This is a genomic window from Bacillus siamensis KCTC 13613 (assembly GCF_000262045.1).
Taxonomy (GTDB): domain Bacteria; phylum Bacillota; class Bacilli; order Bacillales; family Bacillaceae; genus Bacillus; species Bacillus siamensis.
The window spans coordinates 28,736-55,059 of sequence record NZ_AJVF01000014.1; the positions used below are offsets into that span (position 1 = coordinate 28,736).

Below are 26,324 nucleotides of genomic sequence, written 5' to 3' on the forward strand. Positions count from 1 at the left end.
CCAGAGAGATGAAAGCTACAGGTATTGTACGTCGTATTGATGATCTAGGACGGGTCGTCATCCCTAAGGAAATTCGGAGAACACTGCGAATCAGGGAAGGAGACCCGCTTGAAATATTCGTTGACCGCGACGGAGAAGTTATATTAAAAAAATATTCTCCTATCAGTGAGCTTGGCGATTTTGCGAAAGAATATGCGGATGCATTGTATGACAGTCTCGGTCATTCCGTTTTGATTTGCGACCGTGACGTGTATATTGCCGTTTCGGGCAGCTCCAAAAAAGAATTTCTGAATAAATCCATCAGCGATTTGCTTGAAAAAACGATGGACCAGCGCAGCTCGGTGCTGGAAAATGACGTAAAATCCGCACAGCTTGTTAATGACATTGATGAAGACATGAGCTCCTATACAATCGCTCCTATCGTGGCGAATGGCGATCCTATCGGTGCCGTGGTCATTTTTTCTAAAGAACAGGCACTTGGAGAGGTAGAACACAAAGCGGTAGAAACGGCAGCCAGCTTTTTGGCGAGACAAATGGAACAGTAGGTCTTATTACCATTATTGAAATAAGAAACGGGGAAAGAACAGCTCTTAAACAAGTGCTGTTCTTTTTCATATGTGCTCACTATCGGTTCGGCCGTTAGGATTGTGATATAATAAGCTCGTTTTATAGACGTAATTTTTTAGCGGCTGGAAGGAGCTTTTGGATGAACGATTCAGTTGGCGTCAAACGGCAATCGGCATGGAAAGGTGCTTTTGTGCTTGTTGTTGCGGGCATCGTGACAAAGATATTAAGCGCCGTGTACAGAGTTCCTTTTCAGAATATTGTCGGTGACGTCGGATTCTATATTTATCAGCAGGTGTATCCATTTTTAGGCATCGCGGTCATGCTTTCAACATCCGGATTTCCGGTGATCATCTCAAAATTAATGAACGATTATAGCAATCATAAACAAAAAATAATGAAAATTTCCGCCCTTTATGTCACGGCGGCCGGACTTATACTGTTTGTGCTCATGTATGCCGGCGCGGCGCCGTTGGCCGGTTTTATGGGTGACGCCCGCCTTGAACTGCTGATACGGGTAGCGGCGTTCGCTTTTATACTGTTTCCGTTTACGGCGGTTTTTCGGGGGTATTTTCAGGGCGTGCATGATATGATGCCGTCAGCCTTATCCCAGATCACCGAACAGCTTCTCCGTGTGGCGGTGCTTCTCGGTTTATCTTTCTGGCTTTTGAAAAGCGGCCGTTCATTATATGCGGCAGGTGCGGGGGCAGCCTCGGGATCAATTGCCGGAAGCTTGGCGGCTCTTTGCGTATTGGCCTTATTCTGGTACAAGCGGGAAGACAAGAAGACAGACATCGGACAAATCGAAACAGGTATCATTGTAAAAAAGCTGCTGCTTTATTCAGTCACTATCTGTATCAGCAGTGTATTCATGCTTTTGATTCAGCTCGTAGACGCCTTAAACTTATATTCACTGCTGTCAGACGGAACAAAGAGCCATGCTGCGAAACAGCTGAAAGGCATATATGACCGCGGGCAGCCGCTTCTTCAGCTGGGAACTGTGTTTGCCGTCAGTATCGCCGCATCTCTTGTTCCTTCCATTTCAAAAGCGGTGCATGGGAACAAGCCGTTTATCATAAAAGAGAAAGCGACCTCTGCCGTTAAGCTCTGCCTTGCGGTAGGGATCGGCGCATCGGCCGGACTTTTTTGCATTTTAGAGCCGGTGAACATCATGCTTTTCCAAAACAGTGAGGGGACGCAGACCTTACAAATATTCAGCTTATCTATCTTTTTTGCTTCGATTGCGCTTACGGCAGCCGCGATCCTGCAAGGCGCGGGACATACCGTCTTCCCCGCCGTGTCCGTCTTGGCGGGAGGGGTGCTGAAATGGGTGCTGAATGTTTGGCTGGTCCCGGACTGGGGTATTACAGGAGCGGCGCTGGCGACCGTCTTGGCATTTGCCGCAGTTGCGTGCCTGAATCTGCAGAGAATTTGGTCGAAGGGCTGGCTGACGAATATCGGCGGCATGATTGCCCGTTTGTGCTGGTGCACTCTGCTGATGGCTTCTTTTCTGCTCGTGTATACGAAGCTTTGGCAGTTATTCGTTCCCGTCAGCAGAACCGGAGCAGTATGTGAGAGTCTGTCTGCGTCAGTCCTCGGGGGGCTTTTGTTTATTTATTGTATGATGAGAATGAAGATATTTACGGACGAAGAGCTGAGCAGCCTTCCTTTCGGCAATGCTTTAAGCAAATTGAAAAAGAGGAGAGAAAAACATGGCAGGTAACATTACGGTCGTCGGCCTCGGCGCCGGTGACATGGATCAGTTGACAGTGGGCGTACATAAGCTGCTGACTCAGGCGAAGCATCTATATATAAGAACGAAAGACCACCCTTTGATTCCGGAATTAGAGCAAGAGGCTGCAGCGGATATCCGGTATTTTGATGATGTTTATGAAAAGCACGATCAGTTTGGAGCGGTCTATGAAGAGATCACGGACATTCTGTTTGAAAAAGCGAAGCAAGAGGATGTCGTCTACGCTGTACCCGGTCATCCGTTTGTCGCTGAGAAAACCGTTCAGCTGTTATTTGAACGCCGGGAAGAACAGCAGGTGACGGTTCATACCGCCGGAGGACAAAGCTTTCTGGATGCCACCTTTAATGCATTGCGGATTGATCCGATTGAAGGGTTTCAATTTACAGATGCGCAAACAATGACGCCGGATGAGCTTGAGCTCCGCCATCACCTGATCATTTGCCAGGTTTATGACCAAATGACGGCCTCTGAGGTGAAGCTGACGCTTATGGAGAAATTGCCTGACGATTATGAAGTGGTCATCGTAACGGCAGCCGGAAGCAAGGGAGAAAAGATCACCAAAGTGCCTTTGTTTGAACTTGACCGCAATGTAGAGATAAATAACTTAACAAGTGTGTATGTTCCGCCGATTAAAAAAGAAGAACTCCTTTACCAGGAATTTTCCGCATTCCGAAGAATTATTCGTGAGCTTCGCGGGCCGAATGGCTGTCCGTGGGATCAAAAGCAGACACACCAGTCATTAAAGAAATATATGATTGAGGAATGCTACGAATTGCTCGAGGCCATTGACGAAGAGGACACGGATCACATGATAGAAGAGCTCGGGGATGTCATGCTTCAGGTTATGCTTCACGCCCAGATCGGAGAAGACGAAGGGTATTTCTCAATTGATGATGTCATCAGAGACATCAGCGCCAAGATGGTCAGACGGCACCCGCACGTGTTTAAGGATGTTAAGGTTCAGGATGAACATGATGTCGTCGCCAACTGGGAAGAAATCAAAAAGGCGGAAAAGCAAACAACATCCTCTTCATTGCTGGATGACGTACCGAAAACACTGCCTTCTCTTGCAAAAGCGGCCAAACTTCAGAAAAAAGCCGCAAAAACCGGCTTTGACTGGGATGACGTTCAGGATATATGGAATAAAGTAAATGAAGAGCTGAAGGAATTTTCTGCAGAGGCTTCCGCCGAATCAGCAGATGAAATCAGCTTAAAAGCTGAATTCGGCGATGTTTTATTTGCATTGGTCAATATCGGCCGATACTATAAAATTGAGCCAGAGGAAGCGCTCGCCATGACAAATGACAAATTCCGCAGACGCTTTGCTTATATTGAGAAAGAAGCGGCGGCAAAGGGTCTTGAATTGACCGCAATGTCACTTGAGGAAATGGACAAATTGTGGGATGAAGCAAAAGAAATGGAGAGGAGATTCTAAATATGAGACTTGATAAGTTTTTAAAAGTATCCAGATTAATTAAGCGCCGCACTTTGGCGAAAGAGGTCGCCGACCAGGGGAGAATCACCGTTAACGGGAATCAGGCGAAAGCCAGCTCAGACGTAAAAGCCGGCGATGAACTGACGGTTCGCTTCGGCCAAAAGCTTGTCACCGTAAAGGTAAACGAATTGAAAGAAACAACAAAAAAAGAAGAAGCCGCGGGCATGTATACAATCGTCAAAGAAGAAAAACTCGGCGAATAGGCTTGTTCTAAACAAAGCTCCCGCCTCATACAATGCAGTAATAATGCTAAAAGTATCGAGGATATGGGGGCTGAATAGATGAATTCATATTATGAGCAAAAAGGTTCTTCTTCTGTTCCGGAACAGCATGATGTGACGATGAAAGGGAGAAAGCATTTAGACATTTCGGGCGTCAAGCATGTAGAAAGTTTTGACAACGAAGAGTTTTTGCTGGAAACGGTTATGGGAATGCTTTCCGTCAGAGGCGAGAACCTGCAGATGAAAAACCTTGATGTGGAAAAAGGGATTGTATCTATAAAGGGCAGGGTGTTTGACCTTGTATATTTAGACGAGCAGCAAGGGGATAAAGCTAAAGGGTTTTTTAGCAAGTTGTTTAAATGACGCTGACGACCCAATTTTATACGATGCTGGCAATGACCGGTATGGGCGCCTGGCTCGGAGCGTCGCTTGATACATACAGGCTGTTTGTCAGCCGCGCCAAAACGGCCAGATGGCTGTTATTCATTCATGACCTTCTTTTTTGGATTGTACAAGGTCTGCTGTTTTTCTATGTGCTGCTCAACGTGAATGAAGGTGAACTCAGGATATACATTTTCTTGGCTGTCTTACTGGGAATTGCGACGTACCAAAGCCTGTTTAAACGAATGTATATAAAAATACTGAAATTCGCCATCCATCTTGCGGTATCTCTTTATCAATTCGCAAAAAAGCTCATTCAGCATGTGCTGTTCCGTCCGGTGGTTCTGCTTTTTAAGCTGCTCATCGGGCTGATCACGTTTATTTCTTTATACTCCTATCGGGTGAGCGCCTTTTTTGTGAAGTGTCTTTTTAAGATCGTAACGTTTTTGCTGCATCCGCTGTTCTTCCTGTTGAAACAATTATTGAAACTTCTTCCTGAAAAGTGGCGTCTTACTTTCAAACGATATTTTCAAAAAAGTGCAGGATTTTTACAAAAGAGCAAGAAACTAATCATAACAATCAGATCGACCATGATACGTATTTTGAAAAGATGAAAGGAGGACCGTCTGGTTTGAATCTATCTAGAGAACGTACAATAACTGAAATTCAAAACGACTATAAAGAGCAGGTTGAACGGCAATCCCAGCTTATGAAAAGAAGGCGGAAAGGGCTTTTCAGACGGTTGATCGTATTCGGCGCCCTTGTGTTGTTGACGGCTATTGTCTTAGCGGGTTCTCTGTGGTCACAGACCTCTTCCCTTAGCGCAAACGAAGAAAAGAAAGCTCAGCTGGAAAAACAAGTGAAAGAATTGGACGCGAAACAGGCTGATTTAAAAGATGAAATTTCCAAATTAAAGGATGAGGATTACGTCACAGAGCTTGCCAGAAGAGACTTGTTTATGTCAGGAAATGGTGAGATTCTCTTTAATGTAGAAAAGAAGAGCAAGTAGCCTTGTTGACACTTAAAATTTTATTTAGGTATAATTAAACAAACGATCTTTTTATAAGCCTAAGGAGGAGCACTTTTTTTATGTCGATTGAAGTTGGCAGCAAGTTGCAAGGGAAAATAACAGGTATTACAAATTTCGGAGCATTTGTTGAATTGCCTGGAGGCTCAACCGGTCTCGTTCATATCAGTGAGGTAGCCGATAATTATGTGAAAGACATTAACGAGCATTTAAAAGTCGGCGATCAAGTTGAAGTGAAAGTCATCAACGTTGAAAAAGACGGGAAAATTGGTTTATCAATTAAAAAAGCTAAAGACCGTCCGCAAGCCAGACCTAGAAATGATTTCCGTCCGAAAGAATCTTTTGAACAGAAAATGAACAAGTTTCTTAAAGATAGCGAAGACCGCTTATCATCTTTAAAACGAAACACGGAATCAAAACGTGGAGGGCGCGGAGCAAGAAGAGGATAACTTGCTGCTTTCTATAAATACATTGGAGCATCCGTCTATCCCGCGGGTGCTTTTTTTTGTAAACATCCATGTAGTCAGAAAATTAAAACTTCAAAGTTTCTGTTGACGGAATGAAGAAACCTTTGTATTATATAACTTGTGCTTATAAGCACTTATATGGCGGTGTAGCTCAGCTGGCTAGAGCGTACGGTTCATACCCGTGAGGTCGGGGGTTCGATCCCCTCCGCCGCTACCATATATTTTTGGCCCGTTGGTCAAGCGGTTAAGACACCGCCCTTTCACGGCGGTAACACGGGTTCGAATCCCGTACGGGTCATCAAGCGAATCGGCTTCTGTTGCAGAAGCCGATTTTTTCATATTTAGACAACTTTTTGAGAAATGTCGGAGGAAATAAGAAAGGAAAGGGGAACAAGGGAGAAAGCGTCGAAGAGTTCTTTGGAATCGTTACCTTCTTTTGACAAAATCCTATCTGTGCTTTCGTTTATAATGACAAGCAACGAATAAAACAGGTGGGGGATGAGAGCAATGGAAAAAGCGGAAAGAAGAGTGAACGGGCCGATGGCGGGACAAGCTCTGGAAAAACTGCAATCGTTTTTTGAAAAGGCTGCAAAGCTTGCGGTTCATCAGGCGCATTCATTTTTTTTCTATAAGGGTTTCATTTATGTCGTGATCGGTTTTCTGCTTGGACGGGCTTTTATATTATCTGAGGTTCTTCCGTTTGCGCTGCCGTTTTTCGGGGCGATGCTTTTGATCAGAAGAGATAAAGCCTTCTATGCTTGTCTGTCATTACTTGCAGGCGCGTTAACCATTTCGCCGAAACACTCTTTGCTGATTCTCACAGCTTTAGCCGTCTTTACTCTATTTTCAAAAATCGGTACATATATCATGCAGGACCGGGTGAAGATGCTACCGATCGTGGTGTTTTTCTCTATGGCTGCCGCGAGAATCGGTTTTGTATATTTTGATAGCGGCGCTTTTACCACTTATGACTATGTGATGGCTGTTGTCGAGGCTGGCTTGGCCTTTATTTTGACGCTGATCTTTTTGCAAAGTCTGCCGATCTTCACGATCAAAAAAGTGAAACAATCATTAAAAATAGAAGAAATCATCTGTTTTATGATCTTGATCGCATCCGTTTTAACAGGTCTTGCAGGCGTTTCGTTTCAGGGAATGCAGGCCGAACACATACTGGCCCGTTATGTCGTTCTGAGTTTTTCCTTTGTCGGCGGAGCAAGCATCGGCTGTACTGTCGGTGTTGTGACCGGGCTGATTCTCGGGCTTGCGAATATCGGCAATCTCTATCAAATGAGTCTGCTTGCGTTTTCCGGGCTTCTTGGCGGACTGCTGAAGGAAGGCAAGAAAGCAGGCGCCGCAGTCGGATTGGTGATCGGCTCACTGCTGATTTCATTATATGGAGAAGGGTCCGCCGGGTTAATGACCACCCTTTACGAATCTTTGATTGCCGTTGCCTTGTTTTTAATTACGCCCCAGTCGATTACGAAAAAGGTGGCGCGATACATACCGGGCACTGCTGAGCACAGTCAGGAACAGCAGCAGTACGCGAGAAAAATCAGAGATGTCACTGCCCAGAAAGTAGATCAGTTCTCCAATGTGTTTCATGCCTTGTCGGAGAGCTTCGCCACCTTTCATCAGACGTCTTCCGATGAGCAGGCTGAAGAAGGGGAAGTGGATCTCTTTTTAAGCAAAATCACCGAGCATTCCTGCCAATCCTGTTATAAGAAAAGCAAATGCTGGGTTCAAAACTTTGATAAAACATATGATTTAATGAAACAAGTTATGCATGAAACAGAGGAAAAACAGTATGCCTCAAACCGCAGATTAAAAAAGGAGTTTCAGCAGCACTGTTCCAAATCCAGACAGGTGGAAGAGCTGATTGAAGACGAACTTGCCCATCATCACGCCCATCTGACCCTGAAGAGAAAAGTTCAGGACAGCAGAAGGCTTGTTGCCGAGCAGCTGTTGGGGGTTTCTGAGGTCATGGCGGACTTTTCTCGGGAAATAAAACGGGAGAGGGAGCAGCATTTTATTCAGGAAGAACAAATGATAGAGGCGCTTCAGCATTTCGGAATCGAGATTCAGCATGTCGAGATATACAGCTTGGAGCAGGGCAATATTGATATTGAAATGACAATCCCGTTCAGCGGAGGGCACGGCGAGAGTGAGAAAATTATCGCCCCGATGCTGTCTGACATTCTTGAGGAGCAGATACTTGTCAAAAGCGAACAGCACTCGGCTCATCCGAATGGCTACAGCCATGTCGCGTTCGGTTCGACCAAGTCTTACCGGGTATCGACAGGCGCGGCTCACGCGGCAAAAGGAGGGGGCCTTGTCTCCGGCGACAGCTACAGCATGATGGAACTGGGGGCGAGAAAGTATGCAGCCGCGATCAGCGACGGCATGGGCAATGGGGCGAGGGCCCATTATGAGAGCAATGAAACGATTAAACTTCTCGAAAAAATTCTCGAATCGGGGATTGATGAAAAAATCGCGATCAAAACGATCAACAGCATTCTGTCTTTACGGACGACGGATGAAATCTACTCAACTCTCGATCTTTCTATCATTGATCTTCAGGATGCAAGCTGTAAATTCTTGAAGGTCGGTTCAACGCCGAGTTTTATCAAGCGGGGAGATCAAGTCATGAAAGTGCAGGCCAGCAATCTGCCGATCGGCATCATCAATGAATTTGATGTGGAAGTCGTAAGTGAACAGCTGAAAGCGGGAGATCTGCTCGTCATGATGAGTGACGGTATTTTTGAAGGGCCGAAGCACGTAGAGAACCACGACCTGTGGATGAAACGGAAAATGAAAGGGCTGAAAACCGAAGACCCGCAGGAAATCGCTGATATATTAATGGAAGAGGTCATCAGAACACGTGCAGGCCAAATCGAAGACGATATGACGGTCGTTGTCGTCCGGATTGACCACAATACACCGAAATGGGCATCCATACCGGTGCCGGCGGTTTTCCAAAATAATAAGGAGATTTCTTAATCCTTTCGTATAAATCACATTTCTTCTGGCGAAGATGGGACTAATCGTATCACCGGGAGGAATGAATGTGAATAAGGGACATTTAAATCAAGTTCTGCTGATTACAGATGGCTGCTCCAATCATGGTGAAGACCCGATCGCAATGGCGGCTTTCGCCAAGGAGCAGGGGATTACGGTGAATGTTATAGGAATTATGGAAGAAAACGCGATTGACCAAGAGGCAATGAAGGAAGTTGAAGGGATCGCCATGGCCGGAGGCGGCGTCCATCAAGTTGTGTATGCGTCTCAATTGTCTCAAACGGTTCAAATGGTGACAAAAAAAGCAATGACCCAGACACTTCAAGGTGTCGTCAATCAAGAGCTTAAACAAATTTTAGGGAAAAACGTTGAAATGGAAGAACTTTCTCCGGAAAAACGCGGCGAAGTGATGGAAGTGGTTGATGAACTCGGCGAAACGGTTCATCTGCAAGTGCTTGTGCTGGTTGATACGAGTGCGAGTATGGCGCCGAAACTGCCGACGGTGAAAGAAGCGCTGATTGATCTTTCCATCAGTTTAAATTCCCGGGCCGGTCACAATGAATTTGCTATGTGTATATTTCCCGGGAAAACCCAGGAAGTTGAGCTTGTGCTGAATTGGACGCCGAAGCTTGAATCGCTTTCCGCTCTCTTTGCGAAGCTGTCAACCGGCGGTATCACCCCTACGGGTCCTGCTATCCGGGAAGCGGCGCAGCAGTTTGAAAGAATCCGCTCAAGAAGGAGCATGTTGGCAGATGATGAACGACGCTTTAACGAGTTTGGCATGTAGTCTGGCACCGGGAACGGAAATCCGTGGCAAGTGGAACGGCAAATCCTACAGATTGCTCAAACAGCTTGGCAAAGGGGCTAACGGTATTGTATATCTGGCAGAAGCATCAGGCGGACATGTCGCTTTGAAAATAAGCAGCGACAGCATGTCTGTTACCTCTGAAGTGAATGTCTTAAAATCCTTTTCAAAGGCCCGGTCGCAAACGATGGGGCCTTCTTTTTTTGATGCGGATGATGCCTTTATACCGCAGCTGAATAAAAATGTCTCTTTTTACGTGATGGAGTACATAGAAGGGCCGCTTCTTCCGCAATATATCAGCAGTAAGGGAACGGAGTGGATTCCGGTGCTGATGGTGCAGCTTCTTTCCAGTCTGTCTGTCCTCCATCAGCAAGGATGGGTCTTTGGCGACCTCAAGCCGGAAAACCTCATTGTAACCGGACCTCCGGCTGCCATTCGCTGCATTGATGTAGGGGGAACGACAAAACAGGGGCGCGCGATTAAAGAGTATACGGAGTTTTACGACAGGGGCTATTGGGGGTATGGAACAAGAAAAGCGGAACCATCCTATGACCTGTTTGCTGCAGCTATGATCATGATCCACTGTGTTCAGAAGAAAGAGTGCAAAAAGACAGGACAGCCGAAAGAACAGCTTCGTTCTATTATTGAAGGCCACCCGTTTTTGAATAAGTATAAGAAGGTTCTGTTTTCTGCTTTAAACGGGCAATATCCGTCTGCTGAAGCGATGAAACATGACATCCTGACGGCGGGGCAGAGCACGGGGGGCAAAAGGAAAACCGCCGCCAAGCCTAAGGCGCAGCAGGCGAAACCGCGGCAGGGTACTGTTTCTCAGACGCGGTATAAACCAAAACAAAAGCCCGCAAAACACAATGGTTTGTTTGAAACAACACTTATTCTAATCAGCGTTCTCGCCCTTTATTTCGCTTACATCGTCTTTTTTCTCATCTAATGCCGGCCGGACGCCGATGTTCATGCTTCTTCTTTGCTTGGAGGGAATGAAAGTGATAGGATATGTATATCTTTAAAAAACCTGCTCATCGTGAGGGGGACATTGTGAAAAGCGTGGAAGATTTTTTCAAAACATATCATCTTCAGGCGGAGGGAGAAACGATTATAGCCGGAGTCTCCGGAGGCCCTGATTCAATGGCGCTTCTCAGCATGCTGAATAAGCACTTCGGGCATTCCTCCGTTATCATTGCGGCGCATGTCGACCATCAGTTCAGAGGACCTGAATCTGAAGAAGATATGAAGTTTGTGCAGTCATATTGCGAGGCGGAACACATCCTTTGCGAAGCGGTACAGATTGATGTTTCCGCATATGCAAGGAAGAATAAGCTGAACAAGCAGGCTGCCGCGCGTGATTGCAGATATCAGTTTTTTAAAGAGCTGATGGCAAAACACCAAGCAAAGTTTTTAGCGCTGGCTCATCATGGCGACGACCAAGTTGAGACAATGCTCATGAGGCTTGCGAAAGGTACGCTCGGGGCGGGGCTTGCGGGAATGCAGCCTGTCCGCGAATTTGCATCCGGCCTGCTGATCAGACCTTTCCTCTATACGGCAAAAGATGAAATTCTTGAATATTGCCGTCAAGAAGGGCTGTCCTACAGAACGGATGAGAGCAACACAAAAGACGATTATACAAGAAACAGATTCAGAAAGACCGTGCTTCCTTTTTTAAAACAAGAATCACCTGACGTTCATAAAATGTTTCAAAAGGTGAGTGAAGCACTGACAGAAGACGAACAATACTTGCAGTCATTAACGAAAGAACGAATGAATAAGGTTATTACAAGCAAGTCTGACACATCAGTTGAAGTCAATTCCTCTCAATTGCTTGCCCTTCCGATACCTTTACAAAGAAGAGGAGTTCAACTAATATTAAACTATCTTTATGAAAACGTTCCATCGTCGTTTTCCGCCCGCCATATCCAGCAGTTTCTTGAATGGGCAGAAAACGGAAGCGCCTCAGGAGTGCTTGATTTTCCGAAAGGGCTGAAGGTGGTCAAATCATATCAGACATGTTTGTTTACATTTGAACAATGGCAGTGTGAAAAGATTCCCTTTGAGCTGCAGCTGCAAGGAGCAGAAGGTGAGACTGCTGTTCTGCCCAACGGCTTTATGATAGAGGTGGCCGATCAGGCCGACCCTCATATCAAAAATGGGAATGCTGTTTTTATAACAAGCAGAAATAAGGTGCAATTTCCTTTAACAATCCGGACGAGAAAAATCGGCGACCGGATCAAACTTAAAGGGATGAATGGCTCGAAAAAGGTAAAAGATATATTTATTGATCATAAACTGCCTCTGCGTGATCGGGACGAATGGCCGATTGTAACGGATGCAAGCGGTGAAATTATCTGGCTGCCTGGCTTGAAAAAATCCATCTTTGACAATCTTGTGATTTCAAACAGTGACCGCATTGTATTACAATATAGACAGCATGAAAAGTGTAGGGGGCAAGCATTAACATGAAACAAGATATCGAAAAAGTGCTGATTTCAGAAGATGAGATCCAGCAGAAAGTAAAACAGCTTGGAGAACAATTAACAAGCGAGTACAGCGACACGTTTCCGTTGGCAATCGGTGTGTTAAAGGGAGCGCTCCCTTTTATGGCTGATCTTATAAAGCATATTGATACATATTTGGAAATGGACTTCATGGATGTATCAAGCTACGGAAATTCCACGGTTTCTTCCGGAGAAGTCAAAATCATCAAAGATTTGGATACATCTGTAGAAGGCCGGGACATCTTAATCATTGAAGATATTATCGACAGTGGGTTAACCTTGAGCTATCTCGTAGAACTCTTCCGATATCGTAAAGCGAAATCAATTAAGATTGTTACCCTGTTGGATAAACCAAGCGGAAGAAAAGCGGACATTAAAGCAGACTTCGTAGGCTTTGAAGTTCCTGACGCGTTTGTTGTGGGTTACGGACTTGATTATGCCGAACGCTATCGCAATCTGCCTTACATCGGAGTGTTGAAACCGGCGATTTATGAAAGCTGATCGGCTGCCTGCTTCCGAGATGGTTATCGGTTGTATTGGAATGATTTTCTATGGTACTATTGAACATAGTTGTGCTTACTGTGGGAGGAGGTAAGGAATGAATCGGGTCTTCCGTAATACCATTTTTTATTTACTTATTTTATTAGTAGTAATCGGGGTTGTGAGTTACTTCCAGACTTCAAACCCGAAAACAGAAAATATGTCGTACAGTACGTTTATCAAGAACCTCGATGAAGGGAAAGTTGATAGCGTATCGGTTCAGCCTGTCAGAGGTGTTTATGAGGTAAAAGGACAGCTGAAAAAATACGACAAAGACCAGTACTTTTTAACACATGTTCCTGAAGGAAAAGGAGCAGACCAGATATTTGACGCAATTAAAAAGACGGACGTAAAAGTTGATCCCGCACAGGAAACAAGCGGGTGGGTGACGTTCTTAACGACGATCATTCCGTTTGTCATCATCTTTATTCTGTTTTTCTTCCTGCTCAATCAGGCTCAGGGCGGCGGAAGCCGTGTCATGAACTTCGGAAAGAGCAAAGCGAAGCTGTATACGGAAGAAAAGAAACGCGTGAAGTTTAAAGATGTAGCCGGCGCGGATGAGGAGAAGCAGGAGCTTGTTGAGGTTGTTGAGTTTCTGAAAGATCCCCGCAAATTCGCCGAGCTTGGCGCCAGAATTCCTAAAGGCGTGCTGCTGGTCGGACCTCCGGGAACCGGTAAGACATTGCTTGCGAGAGCATCAGCCGGTGAAGCCGGCGTTCCTTTCTTCAGCATCAGCGGATCTGACTTCGTTGAAATGTTTGTCGGTGTCGGTGCTTCCCGTGTGCGTGATTTATTCGAAAATGCGAAAAAGAATGCGCCTTGCCTGATCTTCATTGATGAGATCGACGCGGTAGGACGTCAGCGCGGCGCCGGTCTTGGCGGCGGGCATGATGAACGCGAACAGACGCTGAACCAGCTGCTTGTTGAGATGGACGGTTTCAGTGCGAATGAAGGAATCATTATTATCGCTGCGACAAACCGTGCGGACATTCTTGACCCTGCATTGCTCCGTCCGGGACGTTTTGACCGTCAGATTACGGTAGACCGTCCGGATGTCATCGGCCGTGAAGCCGTATTGCAGGTCCATGCGAGAAACAAACCGCTTGATGAGACGGTGAACTTAAAAGCAATCGCTTCAAGAACACCTGGTTTCTCAGGCGCAGATTTAGAAAACCTTCTTAACGAAGCGGCACTTGTTGCTGCCCGTCAAAACAAGAAGAAAATTGATATGCGCGACATTGATGAAGCAACGGACCGTGTTATTGCGGGTCCTGCGAAGAAGAGCCGCGTCATCTCGAAAAAAGAACGCAATATCGTGGCATACCACGAGGGCGGTCACACCGTTATCGGACTTGTGCTGGATGAAGCCGATATGGTTCATAAAGTAACGATCGTTCCGAGGGGGCAGGCAGGCGGATACGCGGTCATGCTTCCGAGAGAAGACCGCTACTTCCAGACAAAGCCTGAGCTTCTCGACAAAATTGTCGGTCTTCTGGGCGGACGCGTTGCCGAAGAGATTATTTTCGGTGAAGTCAGCACCGGGGCTCACAATGACTTCCAGCGGGCAACGAGCATTGCCAGAAGAATGGTGACGGAGTTCGGTATGTCAGAAAAACTCGGACCGCTCCAGTTCGGTCAATCTCAAGGCGGTCAAGTATTCCTGGGCCGGGATTTCAACAACGAGCAAAACTACAGTGATCAGATCGCTTACGAAATCGATCAGGAAATTCAGCGCATCATTAAAGAATGTTATGAGCGTGCGAAAACCATCCTGACTGAAAATCGCGATAAGCTTGAATTGATTGCTCAGACATTGCTAGATGTGGAAACATTAGATGCGGAACAAATCAAGCATCTCGTGGATCATGGAAAACTCCCAGAGCGCAATTTCTCAGATGACCATCTTCAAAAAGACGATGTGAAAGTAAACATTCTGTCTAAAACAGAAGACGAAAAGAAAGACGAACCGAAAGAATAGTTCGCTTTCCGATATGAAAACCGCCGGCTTATACCGGCGGTTTTTTTACTGGTTCCGTTTTGTTTACAAAAGAGCTGCAGATCGTGTATGGTATTGTAGAATGTTGAAAAAGTTATGATTAGAAACTATTCAAAAGTGGTGATAGAGGTTGTTACTGGTTATAGATGTGGGGAACACCAACACCGTGATTGGTGTATATCATGATGGTGAATTAGAATATCATTGGCGTGTAGAAACGAGCAGACACAAAACAGAAGACGAATTCGGCATGCTGCTCCGCTCCTTATTTGAACATTCCGGACTCATGTTTGAACAGATCGAAGGAATTATCATCTCATCCGTGGTGCCGCCGATTATGTTCTCTTTAGAAAGAATGTGCACAAAATACTTTCACATCGAGCCGCAGGTTGTCGGCCCGGGGATGAAAACAGGTTTAAATATAAAATATGACAATCCGAAAGAAGTGGGAGCAGACAGGATTGTCAATGCCGTCGCGGCGATTCATCAGTATGGCGGCCCCTTAATTGTCGTTGACTTCGGAACGGCGACGACGTATTGCTACATTGATGAAAACAAACAATATATGGGCGGCGCGATAGCTCCCGGCATTACGATTTCAACGGAAGCGCTGTACTCGCGCGCGGCCAAGCTTCCGAGAATTGAAATCGCCCGACCGGACAATATCATCGGCAAAAACACGGTAAGCGCCATGCAGTCCGGCATCCTTTTCGGCTATGTCGGACAAGTTGAAGGCATTGTCAAGCGGATGAAATGGCAGGCCAAACAAGAACCGAAAGTCATTGCGACAGGCGGTCTTGCCTCATTAATCGCAAATGAATCAGACTGTATTGATGTTGTTGACCCGTTTCTTACTTTAAAAGGGCTGGAAATCATTTATGAGCGAAATCGCGTGGGTCACGTATAGGAGGTTAAACGATGGATTATTTAATTAAAGCAATTGCATATGACGGTAAAGTTCGGGCTTATGCAGCCAGAACGACTGATATGGTAAATGAAGCGCAAAGAAGGCATGACACATGGCCGACGGCATCAGCCGCAATCGGCCGGACGATGACAGCGTCTCTGATGCTCGGAGCGATGATGAAGGGTGAAGATAAGCTGACCGTCAAAATAGAAGGCGGCGGGCCGATCGGCGCCATCATCGCAGATGCGAATGCAAAGGGCGAAGTCAGAGCATACGTAACAAATCCGCACGTTCACTTTGACCTCAATGAACAGGGGAAACTGGATGTGAGACGGGCGGTAGGAACGGATGGAACACTTAGTGTCGTAAAAGATTTAGGCTTGCGTGATTATTTTACGGGACAAGTAGAAATTGTCTCAGGTGAACTCGGTGACGACTTCACATACTACCTTGTTTCTTCTGAACAAGTCCCTTCATCCGTCGGTGTAGGAGTGCTTGTGAACCCTGATAACACGATTCTCGCTGCCGGCGGATTCATTATTCAGCTTCTTCCGGGGACTGATGAAGAAACCATTTCAACAATTGAAAAGCAATTATCTCAAATTGAACCGATTTCAAAATTGATTCAAAAAGGCCTGACACCGGAAGAAATTTTAGAAGAAGTACTGGGCCAGAAACCGGACGTACTTGAGAATATGCCGGTCAAATTTCACTGTTCTTGTTCTAAAGATCGTTTCGAAGCAGCCATTTTAGGACTAGGCAAAAAAGAAATACAAGATATGATAGAAGAAGACGGAAAAGCCGAAGCGGTTTGCCATTTTTGTAATGAGAAATATTTATTTACAAAAGAAGAACTGGAAGAGCTTCGTGACGAAACAACCCGCTAGCTCTTTAGCGGGTTGTTCTATTTTAAAAAAGGGATGGGGTAGATTTTGAAACCGAGAACACTTTTGACGATTATTGTAGCGGCGCTGTTAGTATGCAGCGCGGCAATCGCGTATCATTTAACAAAATCCCAAGCTGCAGGGTCATCTGAAGAATTCATCGCGACAATCGGTGATAAACATATCACGCGGCAGGACTGGATGAAAAAGATGGAAGACCAATACGGAAAATCAACCTTGGAAGACATGATTAATACACAAGTAGTGGAAGAGCTTGCGAAAAAGAATAAACTCACAGTTTCAAACAGCGAATTGGAACGTGAATTTCTTTTAATCAAAGCGGTGAATAATTCATTTTATGAAGACGATCATATTACGGAAAACGAATGGAAAGACCAGATCCGCTACAACATTCTTCTTGAGGAACTGCTGACGAAGGACATCGATATATCGGATAAGGAAATGCAATCATTTTATAATAAAAATAAAGAACTGTATCAATTTGATGATTCTTACAGAATCCGGCACATCGTCGTCAAAAGCAAAGAAGAAGCGGACAGGGTGCTTGCTGATTTGAAAGGCGGTTCCAGCTTTGAAGCCGTCGCCGCAGAGCGTTCCACTGACAGATACACGTCTCAGTATGGCGGAGACCTCGGCTTTGTTACGGAAAACCAGGAGAATATCCCGCAGGCATATATCACAGAAGCCAAAAATCTCAAAGAAAATGAATGGTCCGCTGAACCGATTAAAGTTTCTTCAGGATACGCCGTCATTCAGCTGAAAGAAAAGCTTAAGGCGAGAACTTTCTCATATAATGAAGTGAAGAGCCAAATCAGACGCCAGATCGCGATGGATCAATTAGGTGATAAGGCGACAGTCAAAACGCTGTGGAAAGAGGCGGATGTCTCTTGGTTCTACGGGGAAAAAAGAACTAAATGATTGACAAAAAATTTTGAAATTGATAACTTATATTTATAATACCAATAAATTTAGTCGGAAATTGAGGTGTCCAACATGGTGCGTATTGCAAATTCTATTACTGAACTAATCGGAAATACTCCTATTGTGAAATTGAATCGCCTGACGGATGAAAACAGCGCAGATGTATATCTGAAGCTTGAATACATGAATCCGGGCAGCAGCGTAAAAGACCGTATCGGAGCAGCGATGATTGAAGCGGCTGAAAAAGAAGGCAAATTAAAAGCCGGCGACACAATCATTGAACCGACAAGCGGAAATACAGGAATCGGTCTTGCGATGGTGGCAGCGGCAAAAGGTCTCAGAGCCATTCTCGTTATGCCTGATACGATGAGCATGGAGCGACGCAATCTGCTGCGCGCATACGGAGCAGAGCTTGTGCTGACTCCTGGCGCAGAAGGAATGAAGGGCGCCATTAAAAAGGCGGAGGAGCTTGCAGAGGAACACGGTTATTTTGTGCCTCAGCAATTCAACAATGCGGCAAACCCGGAAATTCACCGCCAAACGACTGGGAAAGAAATTGTAGAACAGTTTGGAGACGACCAGCTCGATGCGTTCGTGGCCGGTATCGGTACGGGCGGAACCATCACGGGAGCGGGTGAAGTGCTGAAAGAAGCATATCCATCCATCAAAATCTATGCGGTAGAGCCGGCGGATTCTCCAGTTCTTTCTGGCGGAAAACCGGGTCCGCATAAAATCCAGGGTATCGGAGCGGGTTTTGTCCCTGAAACATTGAATACGGACATCTATGATCAGATCATTCCCGTCAAAAATGAGGATGCATTTGAATATGCCCGTAAAACGGCGAAAGAAGAAGGGATTCTCGGCGGTATTTCTTCCGGAGCGGCCATTTACGCGGCGCTGGAAATCGCGAAAAAACTGGGGAAAGGCAAGAAAGTGCTTGCGATCATCCCTAGTAATGGAGAACGTTACTTAAGCACCCCGCTTTATCAGTTTGAATAGAGACATACACACGGCTCCCGGCTGTATCCGGGAGTTTTTTTGTGCCTGAAGCATCGGAAATCCAAAAAACGTTTCGAATTTTATGGTTGGAAGAGAAATTCACTTTTTTCACCAGTATGATTGCTTTAAAATAAAACTACAGAAAAACGAAGCAGAGGATTGATACGATGGCACAACGCAGACCGGCAGGAAGAAAGATACCTTTTAAGAAGCAAGCATTTTTACAGCAATATGAAAACCTTTCGAAATCGAGAAAACGGCATGTTCTGCTCGAAAGCGCGAGAGGGGGAAGATTCAGTATAGCCGGTCTAGATCCGATTGCGTCCGTCAGAGGGAAAGACGGAATCACAACGATCAAGCATGAAGAAGAAACGCTGTTTAAAGAAGGAGACCCGCTGCGGGCTTTTCATGATTGGTTTGAGACGCTTGGGACGGAAACAAACGATGAGTTCCCGGATTTTCAAGGCGGCGCGATTGGATTTATCAGTTACGACTATGCCCGATACATTGAGAATTTTAAAATGCTGTCTTTAGATGATTTGGAAACACCTGATATATACTTTCTCGTTTTTGATGATGTCGCCGTTTACGACCATGAGGCTGAGGCGTTATGGCTCATTACCCATACCGAAGCGGAAGAAGCGGAGCTTGTGGAAGCAAAGCTGTCCGGATTAGAGGATATGTGGCGCTCCCGTCAAACGCGGGACGAGCCTTTTTCTCCGCTGAGCCGGGAAGGAGACGGATCGTATGCCGCTCCGTTCACTGAAGAAGGATTTTCACAGGCCGTAGAACAAATTAAGCAATATATCGCGAGCGGCGATGTGTTTCAGGTTAATCTGTCCATCAGGCAATTCCAATCCTTATCCGTTCACCCGTATGAGGTGTATAAACATTTGAGAAACGTCAACCCGTCTCCTTACATGGCTTATCTTGAGACACCGGGTTTTCAAGTGATATGCGGGTCGCCGGAGCTATTGGTGACGAAAAAGGGGAAGAAGCTTGAAACAAGACCGATCGCGGGTACGCGTTCAAGAGGAAAAGACGATGCAGAAGACAAGGCGCTGGCTGATGAATTAATTCACAACGAGAAAGAACGTGCGGAACACGTCATGCTTGTTGATCTGGAGCGCAATGATCTCGGCCGCGTATCGCGCTACGGCTCCGTGCGGGTTAACGAGTTTATGGCGATCGAAAAATATTCGCACGTCATGCATATCGTGTCAAATGTACAGGGGGAGCTGCAGGACGGATATGACGCGACAGACATTATTCATGCGGTTTTCCCGGGTGGCACCATCACCGGAGCACCCAAAGTGAGAACGATGGAAATTATAGAAGAGCTTGAGCCGACAAGACGGGGGCTTTATACTGGATCTATAGGCTGGTTCGGATTCAACGGAGATTTGCAATTTAACATTGTGATCCGGACGATCTATGCAGCCGGCGGACATGCTTTTATGCAGTCCGGAGCAGGAGTGGTCATTGACTCGGTTCCGAAGCACGAATACAAGGAATCGTTCAAAAAAGCTTTTGCCATGAAAAAGGCGTTAGAGCTGAGCGAAGAAGAGACAAAAAATTAGATGAGGTGAGCAGAGATGATTTTAATGATTGACAATTATGATTCATTTACGTACAACTTGGTTCAATATTTGGGTGAGCTGGGGGAGGAACTGATCGTCAGACGGAATGACGGGATTACGATTGAAGAGATAGAAGAGCTGGCGCCGGATTTCTTGATGATTTCACCTGGGCCGTGCAGTCCGGATGAAGCGGGAATCAGCCTCGAGGCCATCAAACACTTTGCCGGCAGCATTCCTATTTTCGGCGTATGTCTCGGACATCAGTCGATCGCACAAGTGTTCGGAGGAGATGTCGTCAGAGCGGAGCGGCTCATGCACGGCAAAACGTCAGACATTATGCATGACGGACAGACGATTTTTAAAGGCCTGCAAAATCCGCTGGTCGCCACCCGGTACCACTCGCTTATTGTTAAAGCGGACACATTGCCTGACTGCTTTACGGTATCCGCTCAAACCAAAGAAGGAGAAATTATGGCAATCCGCCATAATGAGCTGCCTGTTGAAGGTGTTCAGTTCCATCCGGAATCCATCATGACCTCCTTCGGCAAAGAGATGCTCAGAAACTTTATTGAGACACACCGTAAGAAGGAAGTGACGGTGTGATTATATATTTGAATGGTCAATATATAGAGGAGAAAGAAGCGGCGCTTTCTCCTTTTGACCATGGTTATCTGTACGGGATCGGCGCGTTTGAGACGTTCAGGCTTTATAACGGCCGGCCGTTTTTGTCGGATGCGCATGTCGCCAGGCTCAACAGGGCGCTTCGGGATTTGCAGATTGCGTACGAGGTGAATAAACAGGAGCTGCTTGATATGCTTGCAAGCCTGTTGCTCCTCAATGACATCAAAGACGGCAGCGCGCGTGTCCGGCTTAACGTCTCGGCAGGCGTCAGTGATAAAGGATTTACCGCCCAGACTTATGAAAAGCCGACCGTCCTTTGTTTCGTCAGCCGGCTTAATCCGGAAGCTTTGCCTCTTGAAAAAGAAGGCAAACTTCTCTCTGTCCGGAGAAATACGCCTGAAGGATCTTTTCGGTTAAAGTCCCATCACTATTTAAACAATATGTATGCTAAACAAGAAATCGGCAATGATCCGAATCTTGAAGGGATTTTCCTGACCCGAGAAGGAGATGTCGCGGAAGGCATTGTCTCCAATGTGTTTTGGCGAAAAGGAGACAAGGTCTTTACGCCATCCTTGGATACAGGCATTCTCGACGGGGTAACGAGACAGTTTGTCATTGATGAATTGAAACGGCAGGGGACAGAGGTTGCCGAAGGCCGATTCCGTTTTCAATCAATGCTTGAAGCGGATGAAGCGTGGATGACAAACTCCGTGCTTGAAATTATCCCGTTTTTTAAAATAGAGGAAGTGCCGCTGCCCGGAGTGAGCGGAAAAACGGTGCAATTGCTCCGTAAGCAGTATCAGCAGGAAATAAACAAAATGAATGTAAAGGAGGAGGAACAAAATGGCGCAGCAAACGATTGAACAGCCTAAACTGATTCATACAAAAAAAGGCGCTTTATCCTATAAGGAGAAGACACTCGTTATGGGAATTTTAAATGTAACGCCAGACTCCTTCTCTGACGGCGGAAAATACGACAGTACGGAAAGAGCGCTTCTGCATGCGGCGAAGATGGCTGAAGAAGGGGCGCATATCATAGATATCGGCGGCGAATCGACAAGGCCCGGCGCATCACTCGTGTCGGCTGATGAAGAACTGTCACGTGTAATCCCCGCTATAGAACGGATCACAAGCGAACTGGACGTTCCGATTTCAATTGATACGTACAAAGCGTCCGTGGCAGACGAAGCGGTGAAAGCGGGCGCCTCTATCATCAATGATATCTGGGGGGCGAAAGGTGACCCTGACATGGCGCCGGTAGCAGCCAAACACGGAGTTCCGATTATCTTAATGCATAATCGAAAAGAAAGAAATTATAACGATCTTATTCCTGATATGCTTGCAGACTTAATGGAAAGCGTAAAAATTGCCGCGGACGCCGGCGTTTCAGATGAAAATATGATTCTGGATCCGGGGATCGGCTTTGCGAAAAACTATGAGGACAATCTGGCTGTCATGAACAAGCTGGAAGTGTTCAGCGGGTTAGGTTATCCGCTGCTCCTGGCGACATCAAGAAAAAGATTCATCGGCCATGTGCTTGACCTCCCTCCTGAGGAACGTGCCGAGGGGACAGGGGCGACAGTATGCCTTGGCGTTCAGAAAGGCTGCGACATTGTGAGGGTGCATGATGTCAAAGAGATCGCAAGAATGACTAAGATGATGGATGCTATGTTGAACAAAGGAGGCGCGCATTATGGATAAAGTATATGTAGAAGGTATGGAATTTTACGGATATCACGGTGTGTTCGAAGAAGAAAACAAACTCGGCCAGCGTTTCAAAGTAGACCTGACTGCCGAACTGGACTTGAGCAAAGCGGGACAAACGGATGACCTTTCTTACACGATTAACTATGCGGAGCTGTACAGTGTCTGCCGCGGCATCGTTGAGGGCGAACCCGTCAATTTGGTCGAGACGCTTGCGGAGCGGATCGCAGACACCGTTCTTAAGAAATTTGAGCCGGTGCGGCAATGTACGGTAAAGGTTGTTAAGCCTGATCCGCCGATTCCCGGCCATTATAAATCAGTAGCCATAGAAATGACGAGAAAGAAATCATGAACAACACGGCATATATCGGTCTCGGGTCCAACATGGGCGACCGTGAACGTTACTTGCGGCGCGCAGTGGCCATGCTCAGCCGGCATGATGGCGTGACGGTGTCAAAGGTATCCTCCATATATGAAACAGATCCCGTGGGTTACGAAGATCAAGATCAGTTTCTCAATATGGCCGTTGAAGTGAAGACGTCATTGACTCCTTTCGAACTTCTTGACGTGACGCAGAGCATTGAAGCTGAATTAGGCAGAACGAGAGAAATCCGCTGGGGGCCGCGAACGGCAGACCTTGACATTTTGCTGTATAATCGTGAAAATATTGAAACAGAGCGGCTGGTTGTTCCGCATCCGAGAATGTACGAGCGCTTATTTGTCCTTGCGCCGTTAAAAGAAATTTGTCCGCATGCGGATCATATCACGATAAGCGATGAAACAAACCAAGAAGGTGTAAGCGTATGGAAGCAGAAATCTGGGGTAGACGAATTCGTGCATTCAGAAAGCTGAAGGGGTATACTCAAGAAGGGTTTGCAAAAGCGATAGGTATTTCAGTTTCCATTCTCGGCGAGATTGAACGCGGAAACCGTTTGCCGTCAGCTTCGATCATTCGTGACGCTGCTGATGCTTTAAATATAAGCGCGGAGGAATTGGCTCCGCCTGAAAATGCAGGAAAGGAGGACGAATAGTGTTTAAAATCGGTGATATTGAATTAAAAAACAGAGTAGTTCTTGCTCCGATGGCCGGAGTCTGCAACGCCGCATTCCGTCTTACCGTTAAAGAATTCGGAGCGGGACTCGTATGTGCGGAAATGGTCAGTGACAAAGCCATTCTGTACAACAACGCGAAAACAATGGGAATGCTCTACATCGAGGAGAGAGAAAAACCTCTCAGCCTGCAGATTTTCGGAGGGAAGAAAGAAACCCTTGTAGAAGCGGCTAAGTTTGTCGATCAAAATACGACGGCTGATATTATTGATATTAACATGGGATGCCCTGTGCCGAAGATTACAAAATGCGACGCGGGAGCAAAATGGCTTCTCGATCCGAATAAAATTTATGAAATGGTATCCGCAGTAGTAGATGCTGTTGATAAGCCCGTCACGGTGAAGATGAGAATGGGCTGGGATGAAGATCACATTTATGCCGTGAAAAACGCCCAGGCTGTTGAGCGCGCCGGCGGAAAAGCTGTTGCGATGCACGGACGCACAAGAGTGCAAATGTATGAAGGCACTGCGAACTGGGATATCATTAAAGAAGTAAAGCAATCCGTCTCTATTCCTGTTATCGGAAACGGGGATGTCAAAACGCCTCAGGACGCGAAACGCATGCTCGAGGAAACCGGTGTTGACGGCGTCATGATCGGCCGTGCCGCACTCGGCAACCCGTGGATGATTTACCGTACGGTTCAGTACCTTGAAACCGGTGAGTTAAAAGACGAACCGAAAGTCCGTGAAAAAATGTCAGTATGCAAACTGCACCTTGACCGCCTGATTAACTTAAAAGGTGAAAAGGTAGCGGTAAGAGAAATGAGAAAGCACGCTGCATGGTATTTGAAAGGCGTAAAAGGCAATGCGAATGTTCGCAATGAAATCAATCAATGTGAGACAAGAGAAGAGTTTGTACAACTTTTAGATGCATTTACGGTTGAAGTTGAGACGAAAGAACTTCAAAACGCAAAAGTAGGATAATACTCACCTCTATTTGCTGCTCACTGCTAGTTTTGTGCTGGCAGTTTTTCTGCTTTTTTCATGAAACAATATCTGTAATGGAGTGATAACAATGAGTCAAGAAGAGCAAAATCATGAGGAATTGAACGACCAGCTGCAAGTCAGACGCGATAAAATGAACCAGCTGAGAGAAAACGGCATTGATCCTTTCGGCGAACGCTTCGAGAGAACACATCAATCTCAGCAGATCATTGACGCCTACCAAGAGCTTTCTAAAGAAGAACTGGAAGAAAAAGCGATTGAAGTTACCATTGCAGGCCGTATGATGACAAAGCGCGGTAAAGGAAAAGCCGGCTTTGCCCATCTGCAGGACTTAGAGGGTCAAATTCAAATTTACGTAAGAAAAGACAGTGTCGGCGAAGAACAATATGAAATCTTTAAATCTTCAGACCTCGGAGACGTTATCGGCATCACCGGGAAAGTTTTCAAAACAAACGTAGGTGAGCTGTCTGTCAAAGCGACATCTTTTGAATTGCTGACAAAAGCACTGCGTCCGCTTCCTGATAAATATCATGGATTAAAAGATGTTGAACAGCGTTACCGTCAGCGCTATCTTGACCTGATCGTAAACCCTGACAGCAAACAAACGTTTATCACACGCAGCAAAATCATCCAAGCGATGAGAAGATACTTAGATGACCATGGATACTTAGAAGTCGAAACACCTACAATGCACAGCATACCGGGAGGAGCGTCTGCGCGCCCGTTCATCACGCATCATAATGCGCTGGATATGCCTCTTTATATGCGTATTGCGATTGAGCTTCATCTGAAACGCCTGATTGTCGGCGGGCTGGAAAAAGTCTACGAAATCGGACGCGTGTTCCGTAATGAAGGTGTTTCTACACGCCACAACCCTGAATTCACGATGATCGAACTGTATGAAGCGTACGCTGATTATAAGGACATTATGAGCCTGACGGAAAACCTCGTTGCACATATTGCGCAGGAAGTGCTGGGAAGCACCACGATCCAGTACGGTGAAGAGCAGATTGATCTGAAACCTGAATGGAAACGACTCCATATGGTAGATGCGGTCAAAGAAGCTACAGGTGTAGATTTCTGGAATGAGATGACTGTTGAAGAAGCACGCGGCCATGCAAAAGAACATGGTATCGAGATCACAAACTCAATGACGGTGGGCCATATCATCAATGAATTCTTCGAACAAAAAATTGAAGAAACACTCATTCAGCCGACATTTATTTATGGCCACCCTGTAGAGATTTCTCCTCTTGCTAAGAAAAATCCTGAGGATCCGCGCTTTACAGACCGTTTTGAGCTGTTTATCGTCGGCCGTGAGCACGCTAACGCATTTACGGAGCTGAATGACCCTATCGACCAAAGAGAACGTTTTGAAGCGCAATTAAAAGAAAGAGAAGAAGGAAACGATGAAGCGCATATGATGGATGAAGACTTCGTTGAAGCTCTTGAGTACGGCATGCCGCCGACCGGAGGATTAGGTATCGGCATCGACCGACTTGTCATGCTGTTAACAAATGCTCCGTCTATCAGAGACGTTTTATTATTCCCTCAAATGAGACATCGCTAATAAAAGGGAAGGCGCCGTTTCTGCATATCGCAGTACGGCGCTTTTTTAGAAACAAGCCGTTCATAAAGCTTTTTTGATTTTCTTTTAAAAAACTATTGCACTATTATTTGTGAGGTGGTATATTATTATTCGTTGCCGCTAAACAAGGCGCTGACGAAAAAAAGAAATTTAAAAAGTTATTGACTTCAAGAGATTGATAAGATATAATAATAAAGTCGCTTGAACGAAAGACAAAATGATCTTTGAAAACTAAACAAGACAAAACGTACCTGTTAATTCAAAGTTTTAAATAA

27 protein-coding genes and 2 tRNA genes are annotated in these 26,324 nt (G+C 45.9%); all 29 read left to right on the forward strand.

Features of this window, described 5'->3' with window-relative positions:
- Positions 1 to 8 precede the first annotated feature (8 nt).
- The 29 genes from spoVT (at position 9) to lysS (ending at position 26,031) form a co-directional block, all read left to right on the forward strand.
- Positions 9 to 545: a stage V sporulation protein T gene (gene spoVT / locus Y79_RS0103975; protein ID WP_016936529.1), complete on the forward strand. Its 537-nt coding sequence runs from the start codon at positions 9 to 11 to the stop codon at positions 543 to 545.
- A gap of 161 nt (positions 546 to 706) precedes the next feature.
- Positions 707 to 2,287: a putative polysaccharide biosynthesis protein gene (locus Y79_RS0103980; RefSeq protein ID WP_016936530.1), complete on the forward strand. Its 1,581-nt coding sequence runs from the start codon at positions 707 to 709 to the stop codon at positions 2,285 to 2,287.
- Positions 2,277 to 3,752 (forward strand): bifunctional methyltransferase/pyrophosphohydrolase YabN, encoded by a 1,476-nt coding sequence (yabN, locus tag Y79_RS0103985; RefSeq protein ID WP_016936531.1) that lies wholly within the window; start codon positions 2,277 to 2,279, stop codon positions 3,750 to 3,752. Before Y79_RS0103980 ends, yabN begins: the two co-directional genes overlap by 11 nt.
- A 2-nt stretch (positions 3,753 to 3,754) precedes the next feature.
- The gene (locus Y79_RS0103990; RefSeq protein WP_007409934.1) at positions 3,755 to 4,015 is read left to right on the forward strand and encodes an RNA-binding S4 domain-containing protein; all 261 of its coding nucleotides are present in this window, start codon (positions 3,755 to 3,757) and stop codon (positions 4,013 to 4,015) included.
- Between the two features lie 78 nt (positions 4,016 to 4,093).
- On the forward strand, positions 4,094 to 4,396 hold the full coding sequence (yabP, locus tag Y79_RS0103995; RefSeq protein WP_004264638.1) for a sporulation protein YabP: 303 nt from the start codon (positions 4,094 to 4,096) through the stop codon (positions 4,394 to 4,396).
- On the forward strand, positions 4,393 to 5,028 hold the full coding sequence (gene yabQ, locus Y79_RS0104000; RefSeq protein WP_016936532.1) for a spore cortex biosynthesis protein YabQ: 636 nt from the start codon (positions 4,393 to 4,395) through the stop codon (positions 5,026 to 5,028). The genes yabP and yabQ overlap by 4 nt, the downstream gene beginning before the upstream one ends.
- A gap of 17 nt (positions 5,029 to 5,045) precedes the next feature.
- Positions 5,046 to 5,423, forward strand: coding sequence for a cell division protein DivIC (gene divIC / locus Y79_RS0104005; RefSeq protein ID WP_016936533.1), 378 nt, complete (start codon positions 5,046 to 5,048; stop codon positions 5,421 to 5,423).
- An 80-nt stretch (positions 5,424 to 5,503) separates the two neighbouring features.
- Positions 5,504 to 5,890, forward strand: coding sequence for a S1 domain-containing RNA-binding protein (locus Y79_RS0104010; RefSeq protein ID WP_004264630.1), 387 nt, complete (start codon positions 5,504 to 5,506; stop codon positions 5,888 to 5,890).
- 158 nt (positions 5,891 to 6,048) lie between these two features.
- A tRNA-Met gene (locus tag Y79_RS0104015) sits at positions 6,049 to 6,125 on the forward strand.
- Between the two features lie 9 nt (positions 6,126 to 6,134).
- Positions 6,135 to 6,206: transfer RNA gene (locus Y79_RS0104020), tRNA-Glu, on the forward strand.
- Positions 6,207 to 6,415: 209 nt separating this feature from the next.
- Positions 6,416 to 8,905 carry a stage II sporulation protein E gene (spoIIE, locus tag Y79_RS0104025; RefSeq protein WP_016936534.1) on the forward strand — a complete coding sequence of 830 codons (2,490 nt, stop codon included), beginning with the start codon at positions 6,416 to 6,418 and terminating at the stop codon, positions 8,903 to 8,905.
- Positions 8,906 to 8,972: 67 nt separating this feature from the next.
- Positions 8,973 to 9,710 carry a vWA domain-containing protein gene (locus Y79_RS0104030; RefSeq protein ID WP_016936535.1) on the forward strand — a complete coding sequence of 246 codons (738 nt, stop codon included), beginning with the start codon at positions 8,973 to 8,975 and terminating at the stop codon, positions 9,708 to 9,710.
- Positions 9,676 to 10,677, forward strand: a complete 1,002-nt coding sequence (locus Y79_RS0104035; RefSeq protein ID WP_016936536.1) for a protein kinase domain-containing protein — start codon at positions 9,676 to 9,678, stop codon at positions 10,675 to 10,677. Before Y79_RS0104030 ends, Y79_RS0104035 begins: the two co-directional genes overlap by 35 nt.
- Positions 10,678 to 10,781: 104 nt before the next feature.
- Positions 10,782 to 12,200, forward strand: coding sequence for a tRNA lysidine(34) synthetase TilS (gene tilS, locus Y79_RS0104040; protein WP_029575221.1), 1,419 nt, complete (start codon positions 10,782 to 10,784; stop codon positions 12,198 to 12,200).
- Positions 12,197 to 12,736, forward strand: coding sequence for a hypoxanthine phosphoribosyltransferase (hpt, locus tag Y79_RS0104045; RefSeq protein WP_004264611.1), 540 nt, complete (start codon positions 12,197 to 12,199; stop codon positions 12,734 to 12,736). Before tilS ends, hpt begins: the two co-directional genes overlap by 4 nt.
- A 97-nt stretch (positions 12,737 to 12,833) precedes the next feature.
- On the forward strand, positions 12,834 to 14,753 hold the full coding sequence (gene ftsH, locus Y79_RS0104050; protein ID WP_007615201.1) for an ATP-dependent zinc metalloprotease FtsH: 1,920 nt from the start codon (positions 12,834 to 12,836) through the stop codon (positions 14,751 to 14,753).
- Positions 14,754 to 14,901: 148 nt separating this feature from the next.
- Entirely contained in the window at positions 14,902 to 15,678 is a 777-nt protein-coding gene (locus Y79_RS0104055) for a type III pantothenate kinase (RefSeq protein WP_016936538.1), read from the forward strand.
- An 11-nt stretch (positions 15,679 to 15,689) separates the two neighbouring features.
- Positions 15,690 to 16,565, forward strand: a complete 876-nt coding sequence (hslO, locus tag Y79_RS0104060; protein WP_016936539.1) for an Hsp33 family molecular chaperone HslO — start codon at positions 15,690 to 15,692, stop codon at positions 16,563 to 16,565.
- A gap of 45 nt (positions 16,566 to 16,610) precedes the next feature.
- The gene (locus Y79_RS0104065; protein ID WP_016936540.1) at positions 16,611 to 17,501 is read left to right on the forward strand and encodes a peptidyl-prolyl cis-trans isomerase; all 891 of its coding nucleotides are present in this window, start codon (positions 16,611 to 16,613) and stop codon (positions 17,499 to 17,501) included.
- 75 nt (positions 17,502 to 17,576) lie between these two features.
- Positions 17,577 to 18,503, forward strand: a complete 927-nt coding sequence (gene cysK, locus Y79_RS0104070; protein ID WP_004264603.1) for a cysteine synthase A — start codon at positions 17,577 to 17,579, stop codon at positions 18,501 to 18,503.
- 167 nt (positions 18,504 to 18,670) lie between these two features.
- On the forward strand, positions 18,671 to 20,083 hold the full coding sequence (pabB, locus tag Y79_RS0104075) for an aminodeoxychorismate synthase, component I (RefSeq protein ID WP_016936541.1): 1,413 nt from the start codon (positions 18,671 to 18,673) through the stop codon (positions 20,081 to 20,083).
- Between the two features lie 15 nt (positions 20,084 to 20,098).
- The gene (pabA, locus tag Y79_RS0104080; RefSeq protein ID WP_016936542.1) at positions 20,099 to 20,686 is read left to right on the forward strand and encodes an aminodeoxychorismate/anthranilate synthase component II; all 588 of its coding nucleotides are present in this window, start codon (positions 20,099 to 20,101) and stop codon (positions 20,684 to 20,686) included.
- Positions 20,683 to 21,567, forward strand: a complete 885-nt coding sequence (gene pabC, locus Y79_RS0104085) for an aminodeoxychorismate lyase (RefSeq protein WP_016936543.1) — start codon at positions 20,683 to 20,685, stop codon at positions 21,565 to 21,567. The genes pabA and pabC overlap by 4 nt, the downstream gene beginning before the upstream one ends.
- The gene (folP, locus tag Y79_RS0104090; RefSeq protein ID WP_016936544.1) at positions 21,548 to 22,405 is read left to right on the forward strand and encodes a dihydropteroate synthase; all 858 of its coding nucleotides are present in this window, start codon (positions 21,548 to 21,550) and stop codon (positions 22,403 to 22,405) included. The genes pabC and folP overlap by 20 nt, the downstream gene beginning before the upstream one ends.
- A complete protein-coding gene (gene folB, locus Y79_RS0104095; protein WP_016936545.1) occupies positions 22,398 to 22,760 on the forward strand; it encodes a dihydroneopterin aldolase in 363 nt (120 codons plus the stop codon). Before folP ends, folB begins: the two co-directional genes overlap by 8 nt.
- Positions 22,757 to 23,260, forward strand: coding sequence for a 2-amino-4-hydroxy-6-hydroxymethyldihydropteridine diphosphokinase (folK, locus tag Y79_RS0104100; RefSeq protein ID WP_016936546.1), 504 nt, complete (start codon positions 22,757 to 22,759; stop codon positions 23,258 to 23,260). The genes folB and folK overlap by 4 nt, the downstream gene beginning before the upstream one ends.
- Entirely contained in the window at positions 23,212 to 23,439 is a 228-nt protein-coding gene (locus Y79_RS0104105; protein WP_016936547.1) for a helix-turn-helix domain-containing protein, read from the forward strand. Before folK ends, Y79_RS0104105 begins: the two co-directional genes overlap by 49 nt.
- Positions 23,439 to 24,440 (forward strand): tRNA dihydrouridine synthase DusB, encoded by a 1,002-nt coding sequence (dusB, locus tag Y79_RS0104110; protein WP_016936548.1) that lies wholly within the window; start codon positions 23,439 to 23,441, stop codon positions 24,438 to 24,440. The genes Y79_RS0104105 and dusB overlap by 1 nt, the downstream gene beginning before the upstream one ends.
- Before the next feature lie 91 nt (positions 24,441 to 24,531).
- On the forward strand, positions 24,532 to 26,031 hold the full coding sequence (lysS, locus tag Y79_RS0104115; RefSeq protein ID WP_016936549.1) for a lysine--tRNA ligase: 1,500 nt from the start codon (positions 24,532 to 24,534) through the stop codon (positions 26,029 to 26,031).
- Positions 26,032 to 26,324 lie beyond the last annotated feature (293 nt).